Below are 25434 nucleotides of genomic sequence, written 5' to 3' on the forward strand. Positions count from 1 at the left end.
CAGTGATAATGTGGGGTTTGTATTAAAACAAAAGACTTATACGCATGATATCCATTCCTGGTTACGAGATCGTCAGTGAAATTTACAAAGGCACATCGCATGCACTATATAAAGCGGTGCGGACAGTCGATTCGAGCCCGGTAACATTGAAAGTCGCCACGTTTCAGGAAACTTCGGATCTTATCTTTGGGGCCTTCGAAAGGGAATTCAGCACGGGTTATCAGCGTTTTTTTAATTCTGTTTTAAATTATACTCAAAAAACAAGGTTCGAAAACAAGCTAATCCTTGAAATGGAGCCGTTTGACGGCCTGGCGCTGGAACATTGGCTTGTACGGCAACGGCCTTTAAGCCAGCGAATTGAAATATGCATTGCACTTGTGAAGACGCTGGAAGAGTTGCATTACGCCAATATCATTCACTGTGACCTCCAACCTGCGCATTTCCTGATTAAACCGGAAACGTTGGAAATCAAATTAACCAACCTTAGTCCCAAGAGCGAAACGGAATTGGAATATATGTCGCCCGAGCAGTCGGGGAGGATGAATATCAAGGAGGATTATCGGTCTGACTACTATGCGCTTGGCGTCGCCTTCTACCGGATTTTCACGGGCAGGTTGCCATTTGCACATTCGGATCCCAATGAGCTGGTGCATTCACACATTGCCAAACAACCTATATTGCCTTCCGTCATCGATCCCGAAATCCCGGCGGTTGTTTCGGAACTGGTCATGCGCCTGCTGGAAAAGAAGCCGGAAGCCAGATATCAGACCACGAAAGGCATTCGCCATGACCTCAAAGCGAGCCTGGATTTTTGCCCTTCGGGCCGGGCCACGCCGTTCCAGGCCCGCCGATTCGATACACCCGGTCGGTTTGAAATCCCGGGGCGGTTGTATGGGAGAGAGCCTGAGATCCAAAACGTGCTGAATGCATTCCAACGAGCATCTTCGAAAAATGAAATGGTGCTGGTGTATGGAAATTCCGGAATAGGGAAGTCCTCGCTGGTGGCGGAAGTGCAGGATATACTCACATGCCGGGGGGCGCTTTTTGCGACGGGAAAATTTGAACAATATGTTGAAAATATTCCGTTTGAAGCGGTTATTGAGGCCTTTGATCAGCTGATCACTCAGATTTCTGCCGTCGATCCCGAAGCGCTCCGCGGCTGGAAATGTGACATTATGCAGGCAGTGGGCGCTTACGGGCAAGTGATTGTGGACGTGATTCCAAAGCTTGAATTTATCATAGGCAAGCAGGCTGATGTTCCGCCGCTTGCCCCGGTAGAAGCGCAAAACCGGTTCATTAATGTCTTCACGAATTTCATCAATGTCTTTACCAAAAAAGAACATCCGCTGGTCATTTTCCTCGACGATCTGCAATGGGCCGACGCTTCGAGCCTGCGGTTCCTGAGTCGCGTGATGGGTTCGGTGGAGGGCAAATATCTCTTTATAATCGGTTCCTACCGGGACAATGAAGTGCCTGTGAACCATCCGCTTGCCGTTACGATCAGGGAAATGGAAGAATCCGGTGCCAACTTCCGGCAGCTGGGCCTTTTTCCATTGACCACGGGGCAAATTTCATCGCTGATTTCTGATACATTTTCCTGCCCGCGGCACATTGCCGATACACTCGCAGAACCTATTTCCAGCCGGACCCTTGGTAATCCCTTTTTTATCAATGAAACACTCAGATCGTTGTATAAGGATGGGCTGATCCATTTTGACCAGCAAGACAGAAAGTGGCTTTGGGATGCGCAGTCTATCATTGATTATGCCGATTCGGGCTCATCGCAAGAATTACTGACCAACAAGATCAACCGGCTCTCTGAGCATGCTAAACAGGCGTTGACCTGCGCCGCGTGCATTGGAAAAGAGTTTAATCTCGAAATGCTTTCGGCGCTGAATGATAAAACGCCGCAGGAAACGGGAGAGGATCTGAAAGAGGCCATTACCGAAAACCTGGTGCTGGTCTCTATGGAAAAGCCAAAAACGGATCGGGACAGATATCTTTTCAAAACGCGTTATACTTTTGTCCACGACCAGGTGCAGCAAGCTGCATACGCATTGCTATCCGACGGGCGAAAACAGGAACTGCATCTTGATATCGGCTATTTTATGCTGGAAAGATTGTCTCCGCATGAAATAGACAACCAATTGTTCAGCATTGTAAACCATCTCAACTTCGGTGCGGAAATAATTGATTCGGACAGCCAGAAGTACAAGATCGCACAGCTTAATTTTGATGCGGGTAAAAAAGCCAAAATCTCGGCCGCATATTCCGTTGCATTGGAATATTTCAGAACGGGAATGCGCTTTTTGAGTGAAAAGGATTGGAATGACCCGGAAATGCTGCTCAGGAATTTACATACCGAATATGCCGAATGTGCTTACCTGACAGGCGACATTGCAGCCACTGAAAGGCTTACCGCGACACTGCTTGACCACGCAAAATCTGTGGAAGAGCGCATGAATGCAAGCCAGCTCCGCATTCAGGCACTGATATTTTCAAAAAATCTGGATGGTGCGATCCGGCTTTCGCTTACAGTTCTGGCCGAATTAGGGATAAAATTCCCGTCCGTTCCCAACAATTTTCACATTCTGACCGCCTATGCCAAATCGAAGTGGCATTTGCGGGGAATGGCGACTGAAGATCTGGCAAATCTTCCCCAGATGCAGGATAACCGGATGCTGGCAGCCATGCGGATTCTGCAAAATATCACGGCCATTGCTTTTGTCAGAATCCCGCTGTTATACCCGCTTATGGTGCTGAAAATGGTCGGCATGTCGGTCAGATACGGCAATGCGCCAGAATCTGCATTGACTTACATTACATATGGGGCCATCGTGAATGCGATTGAGACCCGGAACCCGGCGTGTTACAGGTTTGGAAAAACGGGTTTGAAGCTGCTGGAAGGCGTTTCAAACATTGCTATTAAGGAACGGACGATGCTTGTTTTTAACATTGTAAGCAGGTCTTCCGGCGAACACATCAGCCACTCCCTTGAACCGTTGAAACGGGCATTCAAGGTTGGGATAGAGTTAGGTGACATTGAATATTGTACCTATGCATCAAGCACTTACAGTTTCTTTTTGCTGCTTTCGGGCAAAAACCTGAATTGGGTTAAAGATGAAATGATCCAGTTCAACCATTTGCCCAAGTCCATTTCTATCGACCATATTTCCAACCAGAATGAACCGCTGATCCAGATCGTCTCCAATCTTTTGGGAGAAAATAATGATCCTACTTTGTTGAGCGGCGATTACTTCAACGAAGGAAACAATTATTCCAACATTCTGACCCTGAGTGACAAGACACGCATTTTTGCCTGCTTTTTATACAAAATGATCCTTTGTTACCTGACCCGGGATCACGACAAAGGACTAGCCCATGCGGAAAAGGCCCTTATTTATAGCCAGAATGTGAAAGGTTTACTCTTCCAGCCGCTATTCTGTTACTATTATGCATTGTTGAATTACGCTGTTGCAGGCAATAAGTCTTCGGCGGTAACACACAGAATTACAGGCAATAAATATAAAAAAATGCTTGAAGAATGGGCGCAGCAGGTGCCCGTCAATTTTCAGCACCGGTATACACTCGTGCAGGCCGAACATGCGCGTGTAAATGGGAAGAGTGAGCAAGCCGCGGTTTTGTATGATACGGCTGTAAGGCTTAGCAAAGAGAATGATTACTCTCAGGATGAGGCGCTTGCCAATGAGCTTTGCGGGAATTTCTGGATGGAAAAATCGCAGCCCCGCATCGGCTTGGTTTACATTCAGTCCGCGATTGAATGTTACCAAAAATGGGGCTGTGAGATCAAGGTTAGGCAGTTGAAGGAGCAATTCGGCGAGCAGCTGCGCTTATCTCCCGACCTGTCCGAGCATGGCCAGCCAGCTAAGACAGCGGGCGGCAGCATTGGTTCTTCCTTGGATATTTCTACGTTAATGAAAGCCTCGACGGCCATATCCAGCGAAGTGGTTTTTGCGCGGCTGATGGAAAAGCTGATGAAGTTTGCTATCGAAAATGCGGGTGCACAATCCGGGTTTTTTATTCTGGACTGGGGCGGGAAGTTGTACATTGAAGCAAGCCAGTCGGTTTCTAATGATAAAAGTGATATACGTCAGATCCCGCTGGACGGTTCCGGATTGGTGCCGGAAAGCATTATCGAACATGTTTTCAGGACCAAAACCGATGTGATCCTCAATGATGCCAAGTCTGACGAGCAATTTAGTCAGGATAGCATTATATCCGGAAACGACATCCGCTCTGTGCTCTGCATTCCGGCCATGAACCAGGGAAAGATCGTGGGCGTGCTTTATCTCGAAAACAACCTCACCACCGGCGCATTTACGCATGAGCGCACTGAGCTGCTGAAACTGCTTTCTGGCCAGATCGCCGTTTCCATCGAAAACTCGATTTTATACGAAAACCTGGAAAAAAAGGTGGCCGTCCGGACGACCGAAATCCAGGTTCAGAAGGAGGAAATAGAGCGGCAAAAGATGCTGGTGGAGGAGAAATCCAAGTTTAAAGAGCAATTCTTTGCAAACATGAGCCACGAGATCCGCACGCCTATGACGGCCATCATTGGTATGTCAGAGCTGATCTTCGACACGCCGCTTAGCCCCCGACAGCTTGAATATGCCAAAGGAATCCGCTATTCGTCGGAGAATTTGCTGGCGATCATCAATGATATTCTGGATTATTCAAAAATCGAGGCAGGCAAGTTTTCATTCGTTCAAAAACCCTTTCATATACGCGACCGGATGAACCGTTTGGGATATATTTTGAAGGTTATCGCGGAGGAAAAAGGCATCGGCCTGGACATTTCGGTGGCAGAAGATGTCAGCGACCAGCTGGTCGGCGACCCGCTGAGGCTTCACCAGATACTGCTCAACCTGGCTGGTAATGCTGTGAAATTCACTGATTTTGGGTCGGTTAAAATCGAAGTAAAGCGCATATCAGCTGCCAGGGGCGTTGAAGAGTTGCTTTTTACGGTCAAAGACACAGGCATAGGCATTGCGAAAGAGAAATTGCAATACATTTTTGAAACATTCACGCGCCTCGACGAAGACCTGAACAGCAAGCAAACGGGCACAGGATTAGGCCTGTTTATCGCGAAGCGGCTTGTGGAAGAGCAAGGTGGAGAAATGACCGTTTCCAGCCAGGTCCAGCAAGGCACCGAGTTCTCTTTTAACCTGTCATTTGAAGTTTGCGGCGGCAGTGAGGCCGATGATAATGAGGACCGCGATGACGGCGTTTCACTTTCCGGAACGAGAATACTTTTGGTAGAGGATAACCTTTTCAATCAGGTCGTTGCCGAGGAAACATTGAAAAAATTGATCCCCGATGTACAGATCGTCATTGCCGATAACGGCCAGATTGCGCTTCAGAAGTTACAGGAACACACATTCGACATTGTGCTCATGGACGTAAAAATGCCCGTTATGGACGGTTATAAGGCCACGCGGGCGATCAGGGAAGGGGAGAAGGGCCGCCGGATCCCTATCCTTGCATTTACTTCAAACGCCAACCCGGCAGAAGCCCAGAAATGCAAAGAAGCCGGAATGGACGACTATATCACTAAGCCCATCGAAGCGAAAAAGTTGAAGGCAAGGATCAGGAGGTTGTTGGCGGGGGAGGTTGTTTGAATGAACGGGCAATGATCCCTTATTGTAGCTCTTTTTCAGAAAGAAGTCGGAATTCTTTATGGAAGTGTTCCAGTAAGTGTTTCAGCCGGGTTTTATCGCCGTTGTCCACTTCGAACTCCATGATCTTCATTTGCTCCGATAAGTCAGCTAGTCCCATGTAGGCGAACTGGGTTTTGAGACTGTGGACCAGGTTGGAGAAGTTTTCCCAGTCTTCATTGGCGAGTGCCTCCCGGATTTCTTCGATCTGTTTTGGTGCTTGTTCGCGAAAGATCCGGACGAAGTTGCTGACCAGCCTTTCGTCGCCGTTCATGAGGTTGCGTAAAAAAGTAAGATCCATCTGCTATGCCTTGCTGATCAGTTTGTAACCTTCCCCATGCAAATTCAGGATTTCGACCTTGGAATCTTCTTTGAGAAACTTGCGGATCTTGCTTACATATACGTTGAGACTATAACCGCGAAACGCCTCTTCGTCTCCCCAAATTCCAAACATCGCCACTTCGCGGGTAAGGACCTTGTTTTCGTGCTCGCAAAGCATTTTCAGTAATTTTGATTCAATAGAAGTCAGCTTAATGACTTTATCCATCACCGCCAATTCGCGCAAGCCGGCATTAAAGCTCGAACATCCGATGTTGAATTGATCAACCACCTGTACTTTTTCATGGATTTTGACCCGCTTCAAAATGGCGCGGATGCGCAGATAAAGCTCTTCCATACTGAAAGGCTTGGTCAGATAATCGTCCGCGCCTATCGTCAGGCCCTTGATTTTATCTTCTTTCAGCGACTGGCCCGTGAGGAAAATAATCGGGATAGTCTCGTTCATTTCCTTGATTTCGGCAGCGAGCGTAAATCCATCCTTTTTGGGCATTTTCACATCCAGAACGCATAGGTCAAAAGGTTTTTGCTTAAATGCGTCCATGCCGGCCATTCCGTCGTGTTTGAGAGTGACCTTGCAGCCCCGCATTTCCAGGTATTCTTTTGTCAGCTCGCTATATTGTACTTCGTCATCAATCAAAAGCAAGTGCACGTCGTTCATACATTACATTTTTTGTAAAGAGCATTGAGTAATAAGTTCAGTTGGTTTTATTAAGCTGCAATCATTAATAAAAACGCAGCGAGAGGAGGATTAAGGTCAAATATACTGGTTTCCATTTTTAGATAGGAAAACCGGAACAATCCATTACAAAAAACTTAGGCAACGGAAAAATCATGTGAATAATCCGGGAAATACGGCCCTGTCAGGGTAGTTGTGCATTTCTGAGTCCTTTGAATAAACTGTCTGTAAAAGGTAATTTCCATGTTCTTAAAAAACGATGAAAACATTTCCCGGCGCGACTTCATCAACCGGGCAGGCGTCATCGCGGCGGCCGGCATGCTGGCGCCGGAACTCACAAGCGCATCTACGCATCTTCCTAAACCCATGAAAACGATCCGGATCAAAACCGTTAATTCCAATTTTGAAAGAGAGCCGCTGAACCCGTACAGGTTCAAGGGAAGCGCTATCACAGACAGCTGGCAGGCGATTTCCCTGCTGGAGTCCGAATCCGGGATCAGGAAAATTGGGATTGGCACACAGGGCGTGTTATGGTCTGATTCCAAGGTTTTTGCGGGACATTCTGAAAGCGCTGGCAATGCTTTGATGTATGCCATGACGGAACGGGCTCTGCAAATGATCAAGGGCACGACATTCTCAGATCCGGTAGAATTGCTGGACGACATCCTGCCGGAGGTTCTGGCTTATGGAAAAAAGATCACGGGCAACCCTGACCTTCGTAAAACGTTTGCACTCAATGCATTGGTAAGTGTTGACAATGCTGCATGGCTTTTATATGCCAAAGAAAACAACATTGATCAATTCGATAAGCTTATTCCCGCGGCATACCAGCCCGGCTTGTCACACAGGCACGAAAAAGTGGCGAGTATTCCTTCTTTCAGTGTAGGGACTTCGGCGGAGCGGATCAAGCAGGCAGCCGATGAAGGTTATTTTATCATGAAATTGAAAACCGGCTCAGCGGGAACGCAACAGGAAATGATCGAGAAGGACATTGCCTTCCTGAGCGCTGTACACAAGGCAATCGGACATTACGAAACGCCCTACACCCAGAACGGCAAAATCCCCTATTATTTTGATGCAAACGGGCGATATGAGAAAAAAGAAACGTTGCTCCGCTTCCTGGATCATGCGCGAAAGATCGGTGCATTCGACCAGATTGCGGTGATCGAAGAGCCGTTTGAAGAGCGTAACGAGGCTTTTGTGGGTGATATGGGCGTGCGCGTAGCCGCAGACGAAAGTGCGCACACCGTGGAAGATGCAGCGCACCGGATCGAATTAGGTTACAGCGCTATTGCCGTCAAAGCGATCGCTAAAACGCTGAGCATGACCATGAAAATCACGCAACTCGCGTACGAAAAAAAGGTGCCCTGCTTCTGCGCCGACCTGACCGTCAATCCGATTCTGGTAGACTGGAACAAGAATGTGGCGGCAAGGTTGCAGCCATTTCCAGGCATGACCGTTGGTTTACAGGAGACGAATGGTCACCAGTATTACAAAAACTGGGAGAAATTAATGACCTATCATCCCAAAAAAGAAGGTTCCTGGGTCCGCACACAAAAAGGTGTTTACCTCACCGATGCAACATTCTATGCTGAAAGCGGAGGCATACTCACGCCATCGCCACACTACGAAGAGATGTTTGAGACAGCGCAATGAATTTAAAGCGTAACAATCCGAGGCTCTGTCAATGATCCGTTTGTAAGATCTGAAATCCGGCTGCCGATCTTGAAAGAGAAATTTCTCTGGCCAGCCGCGCATTTCCCTGTTGGACTGTAAGCCACGAGCTTATGGGCAATCTCGTCGTATTCATATTTACAATTCGGCACAGTTTCTGTTGGTACAGCCTTCGCTTCTAAGGCTTCCTGGGACAAAGGCTTTTGGCAAATGCTGAGACAGATGGCCGTAATGGTTCCACCGACCAGCGCGGTGCTGAGGATAATAGTAGAAAATTTCAGGTTCATGGATAAGAATATTGAGTAACAATGCATTTAATTTCATGACAAATTAGCCCAGCAATCCGCATAATCCAGATTGAAGTTGTGCAATATGTGCTATCCGCCATCCGGACTGCAATTTCCTTTGTCTGAAATGTAATTAGAGGTTATGCCAGTTTGGCAAGAAATGCCCTGATGTTGCCCTTAAAATTTTCTGTCCGGCTATTATTTGTTTGGCTGCCAAACAGTGTTATCGGTCATGAATTGATCACATCCAGTAGTTTTTCCGCAAAACCAGGAGTAGGGTGGGCTCCCATTTTTATGGATTTGCCGGTTCTTTTGTTGGTTACAGTTAGATCTGCATTAGTAATCAGCTTGTAAAAAAGCTTCGCAGTTTTGTAAACCACCGCCCCAACTGCTGTGATGATGACGATAGAAGATAAAATGTTTAGTGCTTCCATATAGCCTTATTCCGTGTGTATTTTAGTGAGCTTCAAATCTAAAAAATGTTTTTTGATCTCATCCAAGTGCAAACGTTTAATATCAGAAAAAGTCCAGATACAGCTTACTGGAAGCAAACACAAAACAATTTTAAGCCTAATTGAAAAATAATTTTCCCCAACCTGTAACGAAGCGCTGGCTTGGTCGTCTTTGTATGTGAATGGATTTACAAGCCTTTAACCAACGCATCCTTCCCGTGCAGGGACGCCTTTTCAGATTGGCGCAAATGTTTCTTCGCAACCGCGAGGAAGCGGAAGATGCCATACAGGATGTGTTGCTGAGGTTGTGGACGAACAGGCAGCAGCTGGAAACGTATCACAGCGTCGAGGCACTGGCTGTGCAGATGACGAAAAACCTCTGTATGGACAGGCTCAAATCGCATCATAAGCAGAAAATGCAAAACGGTGCAGACGTTACCAGCGTGCAGGCAGCGGAGCTGTCGCCGCACCGGCAACTGGAAAACAGCGACAGCGCCGCGCTCATCCACAAGCTCATCGGCGAGCTGCCCGAACAGCACAAACTAGTGCTGCATTTGCGCGATGTGGAAGAATATTCATTTGAGGAGATTGAGCAGGTTACGGGATTGAGCAATGCGAACATTCGTACGATCCTTTCGAGGGCGAGGCAGAAGCTTCGGGAAAATTATCTTAAAGCAAACGATTATGGATCAGGATATTGAGAAACTGTTAGAGAAATATTACGAAGGCGAAACGACCATTGAAGAAGAAAAGGAAATTAAACGCTTTTTCCAAAATGGTGACGTTCCTGAACATTTAATGAGCCACGCAGCACAGTTTGGCTACTTTGTTGAGGCAAGAAACGAACATCCGTCGCTGACATTCGGCAGTGAATTATTAATGTTGCTTGATCCGCCGAAACAAAGTCCGGTGCGCACTTTTGGTCGCTGGCTGGTAAGGATTGCTGCCGGGCTGGCGCTGTTGATCGTCGGATTTTTGGGAGGACGTGGATTTCAGGACCGCGATGGTGCGGAGATTCCATTGTTAGCTTCAAAAGAGTCGGTGTCGCAGCTGGAAATGAAAAATGTGCTGGCCTTTGAAAAAATGAATTCCACATCGGCCAGTGAACGCATTCAGGCTGTGAATCAAAGCTATGCGCTTTCAAACCTGGATAAGGACATTACGCAGCTGCTGATTAATACACTCAATTTCGATCCGAATGTTAATGTCAGGCTTGCAGCCTGTCAGGCATTGCAACGGTTTGACAATGAGGATAATGTAGCGGAAGCGCTGATGCATTCCCTGGCTATTCAAACTGATCCCAACATTCAGATTATGCTGATCGAAATCCTGGTTTCAAACAGAGAAAAGCGGGCGGTTGAACCATTTCAGCAACTGGCCAGAAACGAGGAAGTGTTGGAAGTGGTCCGGCTTAAAGCGCAGCAGGGAGTCAGTGAGCTTATCGCTGCGGATGTTTAAGTGCTTCTGAACAAGGATATTACGCTTTTTTATTCCATTTATATTTTAATTAAAACCATGAAAAAAATACTTTTAATAAGTATGGGTTGCTTGCTGTGCCTTGCTGAATCCATAGCTCAGACGCCAGAATACAAAGCCAAGCTGGCGAACTCGAAAGATAAAAAGGTAACTATCGAAATGGCTGCCAGTCAGGTGAAGATCGAAGGATATGCGGGCGATGAAATTGTGATCCAGACGACTTCGGGTTATGAAGCGCCGCCAGAGCGGGCAAAGGGTTTGAAACCATTGTATTATGCCGGTGTAGACAACACGGGAATGGGCCTTTCGGTTACGACGGATGCGAGCGGGATCAAAGTGGAGAAAGTGACGCGCAAGGAGGCCAAATACACGATCCGTATACCCAGGCAGGTTTCGGTGCTTTTTCAGGAAGTGAACTGGCAGGGCGGATCCAAGATCGCGATCAGCAATATGGATGGAGATCTTGAAATCAAAACAAATGGTGCCAACATTCAGCTGACCAGTGTTACCGGGCCGGTGGTGGCCAACACGACGAGTGGTGATGTGGACGTCGTTTTCTCCGCGCTAAACCAGACTAAGCCGACCGCAATTTCGTCCATCAGCGGCGAAGTGGATGTGACGTTGCCCGCAACTGCAAAGTCGACGATGAAGCTGCGGTCCATTAACGGTGAAATGTACACAGATTTTGATCTAGGCACCAGAAACACCAAAGACGGGCTTTCTAAAGTGGGCGGTGGAAGCAACATTGAAGGCTCGACAAACGGCGGCGGGGTTGAAATGCAGCTCAATACGATCAGCGGTAATATCTACATCAGGAAAAAATAACCACCTTGGCCATATAATGTTATGAAAAACAGACTTTTAATAATCGTTTTAGCATTGCTCGCAGGCCCTTTATCTGCCCAGAAAATCATTGAAAAAAAGTTGCCTTACAAGGAAGGGCAAACCGCGAACCTGAACTTGAAGTTTGCCGACAGCATTCAGGTCCGCTATTGGGACAAACAGGAAGTTTACGTGAAAATCCGGGCGGTCATCAATAACAACCAGTTAAACGACGCACTGCTCGTAACCGACCGCGCAACGTCCGATGAAGTGATTGTAGAAGTTGGATTTGATGATAAACTGCTCCGACAGGGCAAAGCGGAAGATTGTCCCGGAAACAATCGGAGCTCATGGAATGATAAGGATGGAAAGCAGCGATACTATTTGTGCAAAGAAATAAATTACCAGGTGTTTCTGCCGCGTAATGCCAAGCTCAAACTGGAAACGATCGACGGGAATATCGACATTCAGGGCGCTACTACAACCGTTCATGCGAAAACGATCAGCGGATTTGTGGATATGAGCTGGCCAAAATCCAAGGGGATTAGTGTTGCCTTGAAAACCATAACCGGAGAAGTCTATTCCGATTTTGACATTGATTTTAAAAACAAAAAAGAGAAAAACCCGATCGTGGGTTATTTGCTGGAAGGCACACTGAATGGCGGAGGGCCGGAGGTGAAGCTGGAATCGATCAGTAACGATGTGTATCTGCGGAGTAAAGAATAGTTTTTCATTATTTATTAGCCATGAACAGTAAGGGCTGTACGTATTGCGTATAGCCCTTATCGCATAAATAGGGACTGGCATTACGGGGCCGGTTGAGTAAGCTGTAAAGAGGGTTTCCCCGCCAAAATCACACTACACCCTGAAAAAACAAGGGATCACCCCAAAAATAAAATTGCGAAAAAATGAATAATTATTATTGTATTCGATTAAAGGAAGAGTCTGCCTGTTTCAGACTTAATTTAAACACATTATCATTATTAATTAACATTGCACATGAGAACGCAGAGTCAGTATTTGGAAGAGATTAACCGGTTACTTGCCGATTATCTCAAGGAAATTGAAAATTCAGATTTGAAACCTTTGTCCGCACAGGTCTACCAGGTTCAATCAAAGAATTTTGTAAGATGGATCAATGGTGAGTTTACGCCAGGGGAAGTGAAAAAATCCAAAAGACAGGCACAGGAAAGAGCCGGGGAAAACTAGCACTTCCGACGATTACTTGAATTTAAGTCGTTCCTCTGTTACAATCAAAAAAGTAAGCACATTACCTGCTCTCGTTCCTCTGCTTAACTTCTCCCGGTTCTCAACGCCGTATCATAATAAACAAAACACCTTCACGGCAGGACCGGAAGGTGTAAGATATACTCAACGTTTATAACGTATTTCATTACGTTCATTCTTAGGTGATTCTTTCTGCCAATAACACAAGCCATTCCAAAAGAAAGAATAAACAAATTTACAATGTCAAAGCAATATTGGTTGTAGATAGCTGTGAATTCTCTTGTAGCGATTTCTCTACATTGCCGGTGACATTTATTTATATAGATTTGGTTTTTATTTCAGGTATCCTCCCTCTTTCAAAATTCGTTGCAACCCATTATTATTGTTTCGGAGCCGTAAGATTTCCTTCGTCCGATTATTCAAGGTATATTATTTCGGGAGAGTACTGAACGTTACATGAATTTATCTTTTATTGATTGGCCCGTTCAAAAACAGCTGGCTGGGGAAACAAATGCTCTTAATATTGCACGCATCAAAGTGTTATCGTTATCGCTCCATTTGAGATTGATCACGACCACTATACTGCTTGTATTTTACATTCTTGAAAATCACGCTGTCCAAACCAAACGGATCGGGCTGTTGATGGTCGTTGTGATTCTCTATTATGTCGTTCTGCGTTTGGGTCTGAAATGGAAAAAGGCCATTCACATGGCTATTTTGATCTTCCTGGTCATTATTTGGTCGAATCTGTTTTTTTATAAAGAGGGTTTCCATGTGGTCACGCTCCAATATGTAGTGATCATCAGCATTTACGCGTTCTATGGCCTGGGTAACAAATGGGGGCTCTTTTATTCGCTGGTCGCTATTTTACCCTTTTTCATTTACATGTATCTGGAACATCAGCTTGGGGCTGCCATTCCGTGGGGGCCGATGGGCGTCAGTAAAATGACTGTTGCGATCCTGTTACTGCATAACTTCTTCTTTCTTTTTCTGATCAACTATTACTTTTTCAACTCCTTTTACTCGACCATCTCCGCGCTGGATGCCCGGACAACGGAGCTTACATCGAGTTTATCTTATTTGGAAGAATCGCAGCGCAAGCTTGAATCCGAGTTTAGCCACCAGAAATTGTTGCTGGCCAGTATTTCGCATGATATTAAAAGCCCGCTCCGCTTCCTGATGGCAACCACCGGTCGCCTGGCAAAAAGCAACCCCGACTTGCCTACGATCCGCGCTATAAGCCAGTCGAGTTACCGGCTTTATCATTTTATGAAAAATCTGCTGGAATACACGCAGTTTCGTTACAGGAATACGCGTGTGACTTTCAATTATCTGGACGTGTACGAACTGGTTGACCAGAAGTTTGCCATTTTTATGGCCGAAGCGGAAAGCAGCGGCAATGAATTTATCAATACGGTTTCGCAAGGCGTGATCCTGAGAAGCAATTTGCAATTACTCAGCATCGTGCTCCATAACCTGATCGACAATGCAAATAAAGTGACCAGCAGAGGCACCATTGAAGTAACACATATAGATTATCGTGATTCGCTTCACCTCATCGTGAAGGACACCGGGCCCGGAATGGAGCCCGCCATTATCCGGTGGATCAATAGCGATGAGAAAGTGCCCGGCGCCGGACTGGATCCCGATAGCTTTGGGATGGGGCTGGTGATTGTAAAGGAAGTAAGCGCATTGATTAACGCGCGCCTGCTGGCCGAATCCGACAAAACACAAGGTGCCTCCATTCACATCATTTTCCAGAAATGACGCTTTCGTAGCCTGACTTCTACGTATTATTCCTTGATATTAAACTACTTTTAGAGGAAATAAGAAATAACAGTGTTGATGAAAACGATTTTGTTAGTAGAGGATCATTCAATAGTGCGGATGGGCGTGAAGTTGCTGATTGAGGACGTTATACCAGCTGTGGTTATTATAGAAGCGGCCAGTTTTAGTGAAACACTTAGAGTGCTGCAAACCAGGCATTTCGACTTGGTGATATTGGATATCCGGATTCCCGGCGGCGAGGCTTTTAATATGATCCCGAGGATCAGGGCTGTGCAGGAAAATGTTAAAATCCTGGTTTTCTCCTCCCAGGAGGAAGAATTGTACGCGCTACATTACGTGAAGGCTGGCGCAAACGGATTCCTGCCCAAAGACACAAGCAATGAAGAGCTGGAACGCGCTGTGTCTTCGGTGTTGAATGGCGGCACATACATAAGCAATGTTGTTCAGCAGCAGCTGGTTAACAACACATTAGTCGATAGAGAAAGCCGCGAAAGTCCCTTGGAGATCCTTTCTAACCGTGAACTCGAAATCATGGATATGCTCCTCACCGGGAAGTGGACCAAAGACATTGCCATCGAACTGAACATCAAAGAGAGCACGGTAAGCACCTACAAGGCCAGGATCTTCGAAAAGCTTGAAGTGACCAATGTTCTCGAACTATTCAAAAAAGTGGAAATCTACAAAAAGCACAACTCAGGCTTTCATCATTCCTAATTTGTCGAATATTGGCTACAATGTGTCAATATATTCGCACAAGTAGTTTTTGAGCGTGTGAATTGCACTAATTCAACAATAATTATATTTACAGAAAGATGGCCATCAGGTCATTTGAGTAACCCTATCAGAAAATTATTGTAGAGAGAAGAAGAAGATGGCCAGACTTATACAATTCGAAATGAACTCCCGCGCTCTGCCTTTCATCGGAGCCCTTGTTTTTACTATCACCGCCGGATCGCTGCTTTGGCTTTCAGCTATTTATGCGCTTTATCAGATTCTAGGCAGATAGTCACTGACCAGTCGTCATGTTAAATTAAGTTAAATAGTTGATTCTGAGACATTCGCTTAACTTTTTTTAAGAGTTAGCCGGATATCGCTTCAAAGCGCTTTCCATAGCTTTGGGCACAGAAAAAACGAACTTAACATGACACTTTTTAAAAAATGGAACAACATTACCGGCTGGGCAGCATTCTCAACTGCATTCCTGACTTACGTGCTCACCATGGAGCGTACGGCGAGTTTTTGGGATTGCGGTGAATTCATTGCAGCAGCTTTTAAATTACAGGTGCCCCATCCGCCGGGAGCACCTTTTTTTCTGCTCATTGGCCGGCTTTTCTCCTTGCTGGCGCTTGGGGATTTGACGCGTGTAGCGTACTGGGTTAATATGGTTTCGGTGCTCAGCAGTGCCTTTACCATTCTCTTTTTGTTCTGGACCATTACATTACTGGTTCGCAAATTTATTGGTAAAACGGCAGAACAGCTCAGCCAATCCGAGGCAGTACTCGTCATTTTTTCCGGCCTTACCGGCGCCCTTGCATACGCTTGGTCGGACTCATTCTGGTTTTCAGCAGCTGAGGCTGAGGTTTATGGAATGTCATCTTTTTTTACGGCCATTGTGATCTGGGCCGTGTTCAAGTGGGAGGAAACGCAAGACGCATCCACGGCAAACCGCTGGCTAATCCTGATTGCGTATCTCATTGGCATTTCCATCGGTGTGCATTTGCTCAATCTGGTCACGATTCCTGCCCTGGCTTTGGTTTATTATTTCAAAACATATCGCAAACCGACCATTATAGGCCGGATTCTGGCATTTGTCGGTGGATTGGTTGTATTAGTGATCATTAACTCCGGCATTATTCCTGGCCTGCCGGATCTGGCGGGGAAGTTTGAGATTTTTTTTGTCAATACACTGGACCTTCCTTTTAACTCCGGAATCGTCTTTTTCGTCGTGCTATTTCTGGGAACATTAAGCTGGTCGGTGCGCTACGCGCATAAGAGGGGGAAAGTGCTGCTGAACACTGCTTTGCTGTCATTGGTTTTTGTGCTCATTGGCTATTCGTCCTATATGATGGTGCTGGTGCGTTCGGAATTTAACCCGCCTATCAACGAAAATAATCCAAGCGACGTGCTGCGTTTTGTTTCTTATTTAAAGAGGGAACAATATGAAAGCAGACCACTCTTATGGGGGCCGTCCTTCACTTCAAAGCCCATCAGCCAGGAGCGGGGAGCGCCGGTTTACCGCAAGAAAGATGGCAAATATGTGATCATTGATTACCGGCCGGTTTACAAATATGCGCCAGGCAGTAACATTCTTTTTCCGCGTATGTACAGCGCGCAGCCGGGCCACCCGCAGCTTTACCAGCAGATGACAGGCCTGGCGGAAGGGCAGCAGCCGACCATGACGCACAACTTGCGTTACCTGTTCTCACACCAGATGGGGCATATGTACTGGCGTTACTTTCTCTGGAACTTTGCCGGGCGTGAAAGCGATAAGGAAGGAGCGGGGACGGTGATGCCCTGGCAAGCTGCGAGCAAATTTCCTTCTTCCATTGCCACAAACAGGGGCCATAACAACTTTTACATGCTGCCGTTTTTGCTGGGCATTGCAGGCCTCGTCTGGATGTACGGGAAACGCCGGAACGAGTTGCTGGTGCTCGGCTTGCTATTCGTTCTTACGGGAGTAGGGCTTGTCGTTTATCTCAATTCGCCGCCCGCAGAACCGCGGGAGCGCGATTACATTTACGTAGGCTCGTTTTACATTTTCTGCATCTGGATCGGGTTCGGCGTAATGGCTGTTGCAGGTTTTTTACAAAAATTAATTAAAACTCCTAAGCTTAGAACTGCGCTGGCCGTGTCTGCGAGCCTGTCGGTGCCGGTGATTATGCTGGCGAGAGGATGGGACAATCACGACCGGAGCGACCGATATCATTCTGTGGACTTTGCCAGGAATTTGCTCAATTCGTGTGCGCCTAATGCGATCCTTTTCACGGGAGGCGATAACGACACATTTCCATTGTGGTATTTGCAGGAAGTGGAGGGCGTTCGCACGGACGTGCGTGTATGTGTGCAGACATTCCTGGGTATAGACTGGTACATTGAGCAGCTGAGACGCAAAACCAACCTTTCGGAAGCCTTGCCACTCTCGCTGGATCTGGACGATTATGCAACCGGGAAGAATGAATTCGTGCCCTTTTACGAAATCCCGGCCGTCAGGAACGGCATTAACCTGAAAGAATATCTTGATTTGATCAATCAGGGAAATAAGGCGATCCAGGTTCGGCTGACGAGCGGAGATATGACCTCAATTTTACCTTCTTCCACACTTTTCTTACCCGTGGATGCGCAAAAGGTCCGGTCCATGAACATTGTCAAAAATGATTTGCTGCCTATGCTCACCAATTCTATGAGCTGGAACATTGGAACCAATGATCTTTACAAAAGCGACCTGGCGATGCTGGACATTATCGCGACCAACAACTGGAAGCGGCCCGTCTATTTTTCATCCACAATGGGCACCACGCACAATCTGGGTTTACAGGAATATTTGCAGCTCGAAGGTTACACTTACCGACTATTGCCAGTCCGCGTACAGGGCGCTTCGGATGGGTATGTCAATTCTGAAATTATGTATGATAACATGATGAAAAAAATGCAGTGGCGTTCGCTGAATAACCCCAAAGTGTATCATGATGACACGTATCGCGGCTCGCCCGTTGCTACGGCCAGGATCTCGTTCCTACGCCTTGCAGGCCAGCTAATCGCCGAAAATGACTTAGTAAAAGCGAAGAAGGTGGTGAACACAGCCATGACCGTAATGCCGGACGACACCATTCCGTTTGACCAGTTTTCAGTGGGTTTTGTGGGCATGCTGTTTGATGTCGGTGAGGATAAAAAAGCGTTGGATTCCGCCCGCATTATGGCACTTCGATCGGATGAAAATCTTACCTGGGCCAGGGAGAACGGCGGCACCAGGAACCGCGATGTGAATGTGGATCTTTATATGCTGCAAACCATTGTTCAGGAATGCAAACGCGCGAAAAAGGATGCCGAAGCAGAAAAGTATGAGGCTATTTTCAGGAAGCATTTGCTAGCATTTAATATGTATAGCGGAGGCAATTAGCACATTGGGGCCATACAGGCAATGCCATGAGACGCAGGTTTCATGGCATTGCTTTTTTACGGTTTTTGCAAAATCAACAAACCTCAAACCTATGCTCGAAGACCTTTGGTATAAAAACGCGGTGATTTACAGCCTCGATCTCGAAACATTCATGGATGCAAATGGTGACGGAACGGGCGATTTTGAAGGACTTTGCAACCGGCTCGATTATCTGCATGCATTAGGGTTAGACACGATCTGGCTGGCACCTTTTCAACCCACTCCCAACCGTGACAATGGCTACGACATCAGCGACTTCTACGGCGTTGATCCGCGCCACGGTTCCAGCGGCGACTTTGTTAGCTTCATTCATAAGGCCCGTAAACTGGGTATAAAGGTCATTATCGATCTTGTTGTGAACCACACTTCCGACGAGCACCGGTGGTTCAAGGAAGCACGGTCTTCAAAGGATAGTCCAAAAAGGGACTGGTATGTATGGTCGGAGAAGAGGCCGGCGGACTGGAACAAAGGCATGGTTTTTCCGGGTGTACAAAAGGCCACCTGGACAAAGGACAAGGAGTCAAAAGAGTATTATTTTCACCGTTTCTACGAATTCCAGCCCGACCTGAACACGGACAATCCCGAGGTAAGGGAAGAAATAAACAAGATTATGGGCTACTGGCTCGAACTCGGGATCGCAGGATTCCGTGTGGATGCCGTGCCATTTATACTCGAATCGAGCACTTCCAAGAAGGGTGGTGAACCCGCATTGCATTTTGAATACCTGAAAGAAATGCGCAAGTTTCTGCAATGGCGTAAAGGCGACGCGGTGCTTTTGGGCGAGGCGAATGTGTTACCAAATGAAAGCAAAAAGTACTTTGGGGAAGACGGTGACGGCATTCATTTAATGTTTAATTTTTTTGTAAACCAATATACATTCTACGCCCTGGCCACTGCCGACACGCGTCCGCTGATCAAGGCGCTGGAAGCGACAAGGGACATTCCCGGCACCAGCCAGTGGGCGCATTTCCTCCGCAACCACGACGAGCTGGACCTGGGCAGGCTGACCGAGGAAGAGCGGCAGACTGTTTTCGAAAGGTTTGGTCCCGAAAAACATATGCAACTTTATGACCGGGGCATCCGGCGCAGGCTTTCGCCTATGCTCGGCAGCAGGCAGCAAACAGAACTGGCTTACAGCCTCATGTTCTCATTGCCGGGGACGCCGGTTATCCGTTATGGTGATGAAATTGGCATGGGTGACAACCTCGAACTGGAAGAGCGCGACGCCGTGAGGACGCCGATGCAATGGACGGGCGAAAAACAAGGTGGTTTTTCACAAGCGGAGACATTGGTGCATCCGGTGGTTGAGGAAGGTTACTATGCTTATGATCACGTGAATGTCGAGAATCAGCGGCGCGAACCCAGTTCCCTGCTGAATTGGATGACTTCCCTGATAAGGATGCGAAAGGAATGTCCGGAAATTGGTTACGGCAACTGGGAAATTATGGATACGGGTCAAAATCAAATCCTGGGCATGCGTTACACCTGGAAAAACAAGATCCTGCTCATATGGCATAATTTCCAGGAAAAATCGTTGGAATTGGTCGTTCCTGAGGAAATGGCAGGGGCCACACGAATCGCGGACCTGATGAGCAACATTGAAAGTGTAACAGACAAAAAGGGAAGGCATACGATCACCTTAGAGGCTTACGGTTACCGCTGGTTTCGCGCAGTTCCGTAATGCAGACGCAGCCATTTGATAAATTTGCAATCCGTTCAGGAACGCCGCAAATGTTCACACTGGCTTAATATTCAAATACTTAAAATTGCATTGCATAGCGTTACCTGTCGCAGGTCTGCGGATTTTTGTGACTGGTAACGCTTTAACCTTTCACTCGAAATATTATATTGCGGCTGAAAAACAACTCAACGATTCTTTTTTTACTACACATGCTTTTAAAACAGACTCTGACCATACGGGTGTGTTCCCTATTGATGGCCTGCATCACAGCGCAAACGACAATTGCACAAAATACGCTTGAATTTGTACAGGATGGCGTTAATAACAGTTACCGGCCGCCCGTCCCCAAAGGCCCGACCTCCATTCCGCAAACACTCTCTTTTTTTGTCAACAACAACGGCAGCAAGGACGAAGGCATTTATTTCCAAAAACCCCAATCCGACCTTACCGTCACATTCAGTTTCGATGATCAGCCTTACATTACTGTTCCGCAGCATGTGACTGGAATGACATTCGGGGCGGCTTCGGGCGCGAGTGCCACGCAGGTGAAATCTGTTCCGGTGGTCAATAGCAATTATTATTTTGAGGATTCTACGCGAACGCTTTTTACGTCGCATCCCAAGGGAGAAGCGGGGCGCGGGGTGAATTTATACACCAATGTAGGAGTGCAGGTTTTTTTGTCGGCAAAACCATTGCAGGCTGCGAATGCTTCCACTGCCGATACAAGCCGTTATTATTACGGCAAGCTGCGTTTGCAGTTCAGCAGGCCGGTCAATAATCCGGTGATCACATTGGCAGGGTTAGGCGCAACGACCAATTTTGCCAATAAGCGACTGGGTTTTACCACAGAGCTGGAACTTCAAACGCCCGGTAGAACGCTAGTCAAACTTTCGGGGAGTAAGGAGCTGGTCCTGGATGATTCCAAAACGAAAATTTTACATACCAAATCCACTATAACCGGCAACTGCGGCAATGGTGCCGCTTGCGGAAGCCTAATGGTTACCGGCTCAGATGTTACCAGCCTGGTTTTTGCCGTATATCTTCGAACCGATGGCGGTCCGGGTGTTTGGGGCACGCCGAAAGTGACAAATTCGGGAGACATGTGGCACATTACAGTATCGCTTCCTGAGCAATAGGCTTTGTAGTCTGCATATCATCCTCGCGTATTTTAATCCGGTGCATCTCGCCCCATTCCACGAGTGCTCCCATCACGCTGTTCAGGGTGCGGCTATATGGTGTAAGCTTATATTCCACAACAACCGGCGTGTCTGTAAAAACGTTTCTGGTTAAGAATCCGTTGATTTCCAGTTCTTTAAGTTCATTGGAAAGGACACGCGGCGAGATTCCCGGCAGCATGCGCTGCAATTCATTGAACCGCGAGCCGCCTTCTGTCAGCGCCACGATGATCCGCAGCCGCCATTTTCCGCCAATCACATAAAGCGCATCTCCGATTGCACCTAATTTGCTGTTACATTCCGCACCGGAATGCGGTCTTGAAAATCCGTTTATTTCATCCATAATTGCTGACACTAACCAAAAGGATACTGCTAACCTTTTGTATACTACTATATATTGGTAAGTAAAGGTATCTATTTTTGCTGAAAATAAAACAATTATGAAAGCAAAGAGAATTACCACCATTGGCGTAACGATAGTCGCCAGCGCGCTTGTCGCCATGAGCGGGGTCATGAAATTGTCCGGAAGCGAAGAGGTTGTCAGCACGTTAGCGAAGGTTGGTGTAGGCGATTATCGCGTTCCGCTCGGGTTGATGGAAATCGGCTTTGCCGCATTATTTATTTACCCGAAAACAATGAAGATTGGCTTTATTCTGCTATCCTGCTACTTTGCCGGGGCCCTGGCCACCGAACTTTCTCACGGGACACCATTCAATGCACTGCTTCCGATGATTTTGATCTGGATTGCGGCATTCCTGCGCGATAGCAGCATTTTTCTGCCAGGTTCGCATGCTGAAAAAGCTGCCTGGTATTAAGGTAACGCGAACGCCATGATAGAACCAGAAGGGTTTTCCTTCGTCCCGCCCACCGACAATGCAACATATTGCTTGCCCTTATGCATGTAAGTGCAGGCCGTTGCATTGGCGACGCCGGGTAGGAGGGTTTCCCAAACGATCTTTCCGGTTTTTTTGTCAATCGCGCGGAGCTTTTTATCATTGGTACCGCTGATGAAAATGAGTCCGCCGGCCGTTACGATAGGTCCCGCAGAACCTTCCTGTCCCGTTTCGGGTGCATCCTTAGCGCGTAGCCGTTCGTTATTTCCAAGCGGGATCTGCCATTCGTAATCTCCGGTTGTGAGATTAATCGCATTCAATGTGCCCCAGGGCGGGCGGAGCGCTGGATTGCCGTCCGGATCACGGAAATGTCCGTATGCAGTCAGGTTGAGATATTTGTCAGCCCCGGCTTTGGTCTGACCGGTTTCCATTTTACTGACTTTGCCAGAGTTTTGTTCGCGTTCATAAAGGAAGGCAATGATTCCCTTTTCCTTACCTTTCACTACACTGGCGAAAGCAGGCATCTTTCCTCCGCCTTTTTTGATCTTATGTAATGCTGCCTCCCGTGTCATCCGGTTTTTCAGTCCGATCAGGGAGGGATAATTCGGTTCGTCGCCGTTTTTGTCTTTGCCATGACATGCCACGCAGTAAGTCATATAAACGGATTTCCCTTGTTCGAAAACCGTCTGATCCCTGGCTTCCTTTTCTTCTTCCACCTTCTTCATCGACTGGATTTCGGGTGAATCATTTGATTTGACAAAAAGAACAGAAGTCGACGGGTCATATGCCGCTCCGCCCCATTCTGCACCGCCCCGGCTGCCGGGTAGCATTAATGTGCCTTTCAGGTCGGGTGGGGTGAAAAGTCCTTCATATCGCATGGACCTGAATTTTTTGAGAACAGAATCCCGGCCAGCATCTGAATAGTGCGTCAGATCAGCTTCGGTCATCCATTGTCTTGCAAATGGTTTGGGTTTGAGCGGAAATGGCTGGGTAGGCGACGCCTCTTCACCGGGAATGCGGGAAGCCGGCACTTTTCGCTCCTCGATCGGGAAGAGTGGCTCACCGGTTTCTCTGTTAAAGACAAAAACAAATCCGTGCTTGGTAACCTGGGCAACTGCATCCACATTTTTACCAGCCCGCGCTACGGTTACGAGATTGGGCGGAGCTGGCAGATCATAATCCCAAAGATCGTGATGCACAAGCTGATAATGCCAAATGTATTTGCCCGTTGCAGCATCAAGCGCCACAACGCTGTTGCCATATAAGTTGTCTCCTTTCCGGTCGGCGCCGTAAAAATCGTAGCTGGGGGAGCCCAATGCGAGAAAAACAATGCCTCGTTGTATGTCCAGGCTCATTCCTGCCCAATCATTCACGCCACCTGCATATTTATAAGCGTCCTTCGGCCAGGTTTCATAGCCAGGCTCTCCCGGCAGCGGAATGGTGTGAAAGGTCCATTCCAATTTACCCGTCACGCAATTGTAGGCGCGGATGTAGCCGGGCTGTGCACCATACAGTTCCGACACTTCTGCACCCATAATGAGCAGGTCGTTGTACACAATTCCCGGACTGGTAGGAATCACAGAAATCGTTTCCGGGTCGTCCCTAAGGCCTACATTCATGCTCACTTTGCCTTCTTTCCCAAATGTTGGGATGGGCCTGCCTGTGTGCGCATTTAACGCGAAAAGTACATCTCCGCCGGTGAGCAGTATTCGTTTGTCATCGCCATTTTCCCAATAGGTAACACCACGGCTCACGCCGCCACCTTCGGCCCCATCAAAGGGGTCAAAGGACCAAAGTTGTTTTCCTGTTCCTGCGTCCACAGCGTACACGAGGTGTTTTGCTGAGGTTGCGTACATGACGCCATCGATAATAATGGGGTTGCATTCGCTATTCGCGGGTCTGGATCCTGGCTTCATATCACTCAATCCGAAGGTCCAGGCGGGTTGCAGCTGATGTACATTGGCTGTATTGATCTGAGTGAGCGGCGCGTAACTCGTGCTTTCGGCATCTGCCTTATAGATAGCCCAGGTGCGGTCATCGTCTTTCGTTTGATAAGCTGCAAAGGCTGCGAAAGCAATAACAGGCAGTAGTAAGGTGAGTTTTCGCATGCACACTTAAATAATTTCAACCCTATCAATGTATTAATGGCAGCAGGAATTATTATCCTTTTTGTAATCATCATATTTATCGTGATGCCGCATCCAATCCATGGCGCCTTCTTCATTTCTGCCTTTTGGAGTAATGTCAAGAAAATTATGGGCACCTACCAGAATATCGCCACCGCGGGCATAGCTGGAATATGTGTGATAAATCTTGCCCGATTTATCCTTAAAAAACACACTTGTCCCCGGAGACTCCGTGCCGTCATCGTGTTTTAAATCTTCATAATTGTAATAAATCGACCCGTTATTGAGCTGTTCCTGGGTAAAGGAAACAAAGTAATCATAATTGAAATCGCTGCCGAAGGAAGAAACCCATTCGAACTTCCATTCCATACGGTGTTTAAAAGGTAATAATTCCTGCAACGGAGCACGGGAAACGACTACAACTGAAATATCATGATGGGCAAGGTGCAGGTTAGCGCCATCAATATGGTCGGCCAGGAACGAGCAGCCAGGGCAACCTTCTTTGTCTCCGGGCGCAAACATGAAGTGGTAAATGATCAGCTGACTTTTACCATCAAAGAGGTCAGATAATGTTTTCCGGCCCTGCTCGCTCTCAAATATATAGTGCTTATTAACTTCAACCCACGGCAATTGACGGCGCTGACGGGCCAGTTCATCATTCAGCCGTGTAAGTTCTTTTTCCTTTTTAAGCAGGTGCTTCCGTGCTTCAATCCATTTTTCCTGCGATACAATGTGATGGTTATCAGTGCTTTCTGTCGTGATAGCAGCTGAGAATTCGTTCTGTTTTTCCATGTGTATATGATTGTTGTTTACAAACTTCCCCAATAATTGGGTAAAAAAGGGTGTGTAAAAACGTCGAATCCGGGGGGCGTTTGGGACAGAAAAACGTGGAGCCGGATTCAGGGGGGTAATTTGGGGAAGTTTGCTTAAACATGTGCCGCATTGGTATGATTCTTTTTACTTACCAGTTACAATTGCATAAAACAATCAAAATTCATCACTAAAAACTAATTGACATGAAAGCTTTAAAGTTAAACATACTAGGAA

Annotated in this window: 20 protein-coding genes; 13 read left to right on the forward strand and 7 right to left on the reverse strand. The window is 47.1% G+C overall.

Annotation, left to right across the window (positions count from 1 at the left end):
* The first annotated feature begins 44 nt into the window (after positions 1–44).
* Complete coding sequence (locus L0660_RS24050) at positions 45–5639, forward strand: AAA family ATPase (protein WP_235161721.1); 5595 nt, start codon at positions 45–47, stop codon at positions 5637–5639.
* Positions 5640–5658: 19 nt separating this feature from the next.
* Here the strand turns inward: L0660_RS24050 and L0660_RS24055 are convergent, their stop codons facing one another.
* On the reverse strand, positions 5659–5976 hold the full coding sequence (locus tag L0660_RS24055; RefSeq protein WP_235161722.1) for an Hpt domain-containing protein: 318 nt from the start codon (positions 5974–5976) through the stop codon (positions 5659–5661).
* A gap of 3 nt (positions 5977–5979) precedes the next feature.
* Positions 5980–6672 carry a response regulator transcription factor gene (locus tag L0660_RS24060; RefSeq protein ID WP_235161723.1) on the reverse strand — a complete coding sequence of 231 codons (693 nt, stop codon included), beginning with the start codon at positions 6670–6672 and terminating at the stop codon, positions 5980–5982.
* Positions 6673–6933: 261 nt separating this feature from the next.
* Between L0660_RS24060 and L0660_RS24065 the strand changes: the two genes are divergently transcribed.
* Positions 6934–8346, forward strand: a complete 1413-nt coding sequence (locus tag L0660_RS24065; RefSeq protein ID WP_235161724.1) for a mandelate racemase/muconate lactonizing enzyme family protein — start codon at positions 6934–6936, stop codon at positions 8344–8346.
* Positions 8347–8348: 2 nt separating this feature from the next.
* Here L0660_RS24065 and L0660_RS24070 read toward each other — a convergent pair whose 3' ends face one another.
* Positions 8349–8651 carry a hypothetical protein gene (locus L0660_RS24070; RefSeq protein ID WP_235161725.1) on the reverse strand — a complete coding sequence of 101 codons (303 nt, stop codon included), beginning with the start codon at positions 8649–8651 and terminating at the stop codon, positions 8349–8351.
* 230 nt (positions 8652–8881) lie between these two features.
* Complete coding sequence (locus tag L0660_RS24075) at positions 8882–9085, reverse strand: hypothetical protein (protein WP_233796180.1); 204 nt, start codon at positions 9083–9085, stop codon at positions 8882–8884.
* 200 nt (positions 9086–9285) lie between these two features.
* Here L0660_RS24075 and L0660_RS24080 point away from each other — a divergent pair, with 200 nt between their 5' ends.
* The 10 genes from L0660_RS24080 (at position 9286) to L0660_RS24125 (ending at position 21389) form a co-directional block, all read left to right on the forward strand.
* Positions 9286–9804, forward strand: coding sequence for an RNA polymerase sigma factor (locus tag L0660_RS24080; protein WP_235161726.1), 519 nt, complete (start codon positions 9286–9288; stop codon positions 9802–9804).
* The gene (locus L0660_RS24085) at positions 9788–10561 is read left to right on the forward strand and encodes a HEAT repeat domain-containing protein (protein ID WP_235161727.1); all 774 of its coding nucleotides are present in this window, start codon (positions 9788–9790) and stop codon (positions 10559–10561) included. Before L0660_RS24080 ends, L0660_RS24085 begins: the two co-directional genes overlap by 17 nt.
* Positions 10562–10618: 57 nt before the next feature.
* Positions 10619–11404, forward strand: a complete 786-nt coding sequence (locus tag L0660_RS24090; RefSeq protein WP_235161728.1) for a DUF4097 family beta strand repeat-containing protein — start codon at positions 10619–10621, stop codon at positions 11402–11404.
* Positions 11405–11425: 21 nt separating this feature from the next.
* Positions 11426–12127, forward strand: coding sequence for a DUF4097 domain-containing protein (locus L0660_RS24095; RefSeq protein WP_235161729.1), 702 nt, complete (start codon positions 11426–11428; stop codon positions 12125–12127).
* A 273-nt stretch (positions 12128–12400) separates the two neighbouring features.
* Positions 12401–12610, forward strand: a complete 210-nt coding sequence (locus L0660_RS24100; RefSeq protein ID WP_235161730.1) for a hypothetical protein — start codon at positions 12401–12403, stop codon at positions 12608–12610.
* A 474-nt stretch (positions 12611–13084) separates the two neighbouring features.
* Positions 13085–14395, forward strand: coding sequence for a sensor histidine kinase KdpD (locus tag L0660_RS24105; RefSeq protein ID WP_235161731.1), 1311 nt, complete (start codon positions 13085–13087; stop codon positions 14393–14395).
* A gap of 78 nt (positions 14396–14473) precedes the next feature.
* On the forward strand, positions 14474–15130 hold the full coding sequence (locus tag L0660_RS24110; RefSeq protein ID WP_235161732.1) for a response regulator transcription factor: 657 nt from the start codon (positions 14474–14476) through the stop codon (positions 15128–15130).
* Positions 15131–15557: 427 nt separating this feature from the next.
* Positions 15558–18533: a DUF2723 domain-containing protein gene (locus L0660_RS24115; protein ID WP_235161733.1), complete on the forward strand. Its 2976-nt coding sequence runs from the start codon at positions 15558–15560 to the stop codon at positions 18531–18533.
* A gap of 91 nt (positions 18534–18624) precedes the next feature.
* Complete coding sequence (locus L0660_RS24120) at positions 18625–20253, forward strand: alpha-amylase family protein (RefSeq protein WP_233796189.1); 1629 nt, start codon at positions 18625–18627, stop codon at positions 20251–20253.
* Between the two features lie 209 nt (positions 20254–20462).
* The gene (locus L0660_RS24125; RefSeq protein ID WP_233796190.1) at positions 20463–21389 is read left to right on the forward strand and encodes a hypothetical protein; all 927 of its coding nucleotides are present in this window, start codon (positions 20463–20465) and stop codon (positions 21387–21389) included.
* Here L0660_RS24125 and L0660_RS24130 read toward each other — a convergent pair.
* Positions 21364–21771, reverse strand: a complete 408-nt coding sequence (locus L0660_RS24130; RefSeq protein WP_233796191.1) for a helix-turn-helix domain-containing protein — start codon at positions 21769–21771, stop codon at positions 21364–21366. The genes L0660_RS24125 and L0660_RS24130 overlap by 26 nt on opposite strands.
* Positions 21772–21868: 97 nt before the next feature.
* On the opposite strand from L0660_RS24130, the gene L0660_RS24135 reads away from it, so the two are divergent.
* Positions 21869–22243, forward strand: coding sequence for a DoxX family protein (locus tag L0660_RS24135; protein WP_233796192.1), 375 nt, complete (start codon positions 21869–21871; stop codon positions 22241–22243).
* Here the strand turns inward: L0660_RS24135 and L0660_RS24140 are convergent.
* The gene (locus L0660_RS24140) at positions 22240–24369 is read right to left on the reverse strand and encodes a PQQ-binding-like beta-propeller repeat protein (RefSeq protein WP_235161734.1); all 2130 of its coding nucleotides are present in this window, start codon (positions 24367–24369) and stop codon (positions 22240–22242) included. The two genes, L0660_RS24135 and L0660_RS24140, sit on opposite strands and share 4 nt — an antisense overlap.
* A 33-nt stretch (positions 24370–24402) precedes the next feature.
* Positions 24403–25179 (reverse strand): thioredoxin family protein, encoded by a 777-nt coding sequence (locus L0660_RS24145; protein ID WP_235161735.1) that lies wholly within the window; start codon positions 25177–25179, stop codon positions 24403–24405.
* Positions 25180–25434: the final 255 nt, after the last annotated feature.

Origin of the sequence: Dyadobacter sp. CY351 (assembly GCF_021502625.1) — a bacterium.
GTDB lineage: Bacteria > Bacteroidota > Bacteroidia > Cytophagales > Spirosomataceae > Dyadobacter > Dyadobacter chenhuakuii.

Excerpts from the sequence above, each read along its gene's own strand:
- L0660_RS24070 (WP_235161725.1), bottom strand. The coding sequence starts at position 8,651 with ATGAACCTGAAATTTTCTACTATTATCCTCAGCACCGCGCTGGTCGGT.
- L0660_RS24075 (WP_233796180.1), bottom strand. The coding sequence starts at position 9,085 with ATGGAAGCACTAAACATTTTATCTTCTATCGTCATCATCACAGCAGTT.
- L0660_RS24060 (WP_235161723.1), bottom strand. The coding sequence starts at position 6,672 with ATGAACGACGTGCACTTGCTTTTGATTGATGACGAAGTACAATATAGC.
- L0660_RS24090 (WP_235161728.1), top strand. The coding sequence starts at position 10,619 with ATGAAAAAAATACTTTTAATAAGTATGGGTTGCTTGCTGTGCCTTGCT.
- L0660_RS24080 (WP_235161726.1), top strand. The coding sequence starts at position 9,286 with ATGGATTTACAAGCCTTTAACCAACGCATCCTTCCCGTGCAGGGACGC.
- L0660_RS24130 (WP_233796191.1), bottom strand. The coding sequence starts at position 21,771 with ATGGATGAAATAAACGGATTTTCAAGACCGCATTCCGGTGCGGAATGT.
- L0660_RS24105 (WP_235161731.1), top strand. The coding sequence starts at position 13,085 with ATGAATTTATCTTTTATTGATTGGCCCGTTCAAAAACAGCTGGCTGGG.
- L0660_RS24110 (WP_235161732.1), top strand. The coding sequence starts at position 14,474 with ATGAAAACGATTTTGTTAGTAGAGGATCATTCAATAGTGCGGATGGGC.
- L0660_RS24145 (WP_235161735.1), bottom strand. The coding sequence starts at position 25,179 with ATGGAAAAACAGAACGAATTCTCAGCTGCTATCACGACAGAAAGCACT.
- L0660_RS24125 (WP_233796190.1), top strand. The coding sequence starts at position 20,463 with ATGCTTTTAAAACAGACTCTGACCATACGGGTGTGTTCCCTATTGATG.
- L0660_RS24085 (WP_235161727.1), top strand. The coding sequence starts at position 9,788 with ATGGATCAGGATATTGAGAAACTGTTAGAGAAATATTACGAAGGCGAA.
- L0660_RS24115 (WP_235161733.1), top strand. The coding sequence starts at position 15,558 with ATGACACTTTTTAAAAAATGGAACAACATTACCGGCTGGGCAGCATTC.
- L0660_RS24095 (WP_235161729.1), top strand. The coding sequence starts at position 11,426 with ATGAAAAACAGACTTTTAATAATCGTTTTAGCATTGCTCGCAGGCCCT.
- L0660_RS24100 (WP_235161730.1), top strand. The coding sequence starts at position 12,401 with ATGAGAACGCAGAGTCAGTATTTGGAAGAGATTAACCGGTTACTTGCC.
- L0660_RS24140 (WP_235161734.1), bottom strand. The coding sequence starts at position 24,369 with ATGCGAAAACTCACCTTACTACTGCCTGTTATTGCTTTCGCAGCCTTT.
- L0660_RS24050 (WP_235161721.1), top strand. The coding sequence starts at position 45 with ATGATATCCATTCCTGGTTACGAGATCGTCAGTGAAATTTACAAAGGC.
- L0660_RS24055 (WP_235161722.1), bottom strand. The coding sequence starts at position 5,976 with ATGGATCTTACTTTTTTACGCAACCTCATGAACGGCGACGAAAGGCTG.
- L0660_RS24065 (WP_235161724.1), top strand. The coding sequence starts at position 6,934 with ATGTTCTTAAAAAACGATGAAAACATTTCCCGGCGCGACTTCATCAAC.
- L0660_RS24120 (WP_233796189.1), top strand. The coding sequence starts at position 18,625 with ATGCTCGAAGACCTTTGGTATAAAAACGCGGTGATTTACAGCCTCGAT.
- L0660_RS24135 (WP_233796192.1), top strand. The coding sequence starts at position 21,869 with ATGAAAGCAAAGAGAATTACCACCATTGGCGTAACGATAGTCGCCAGC.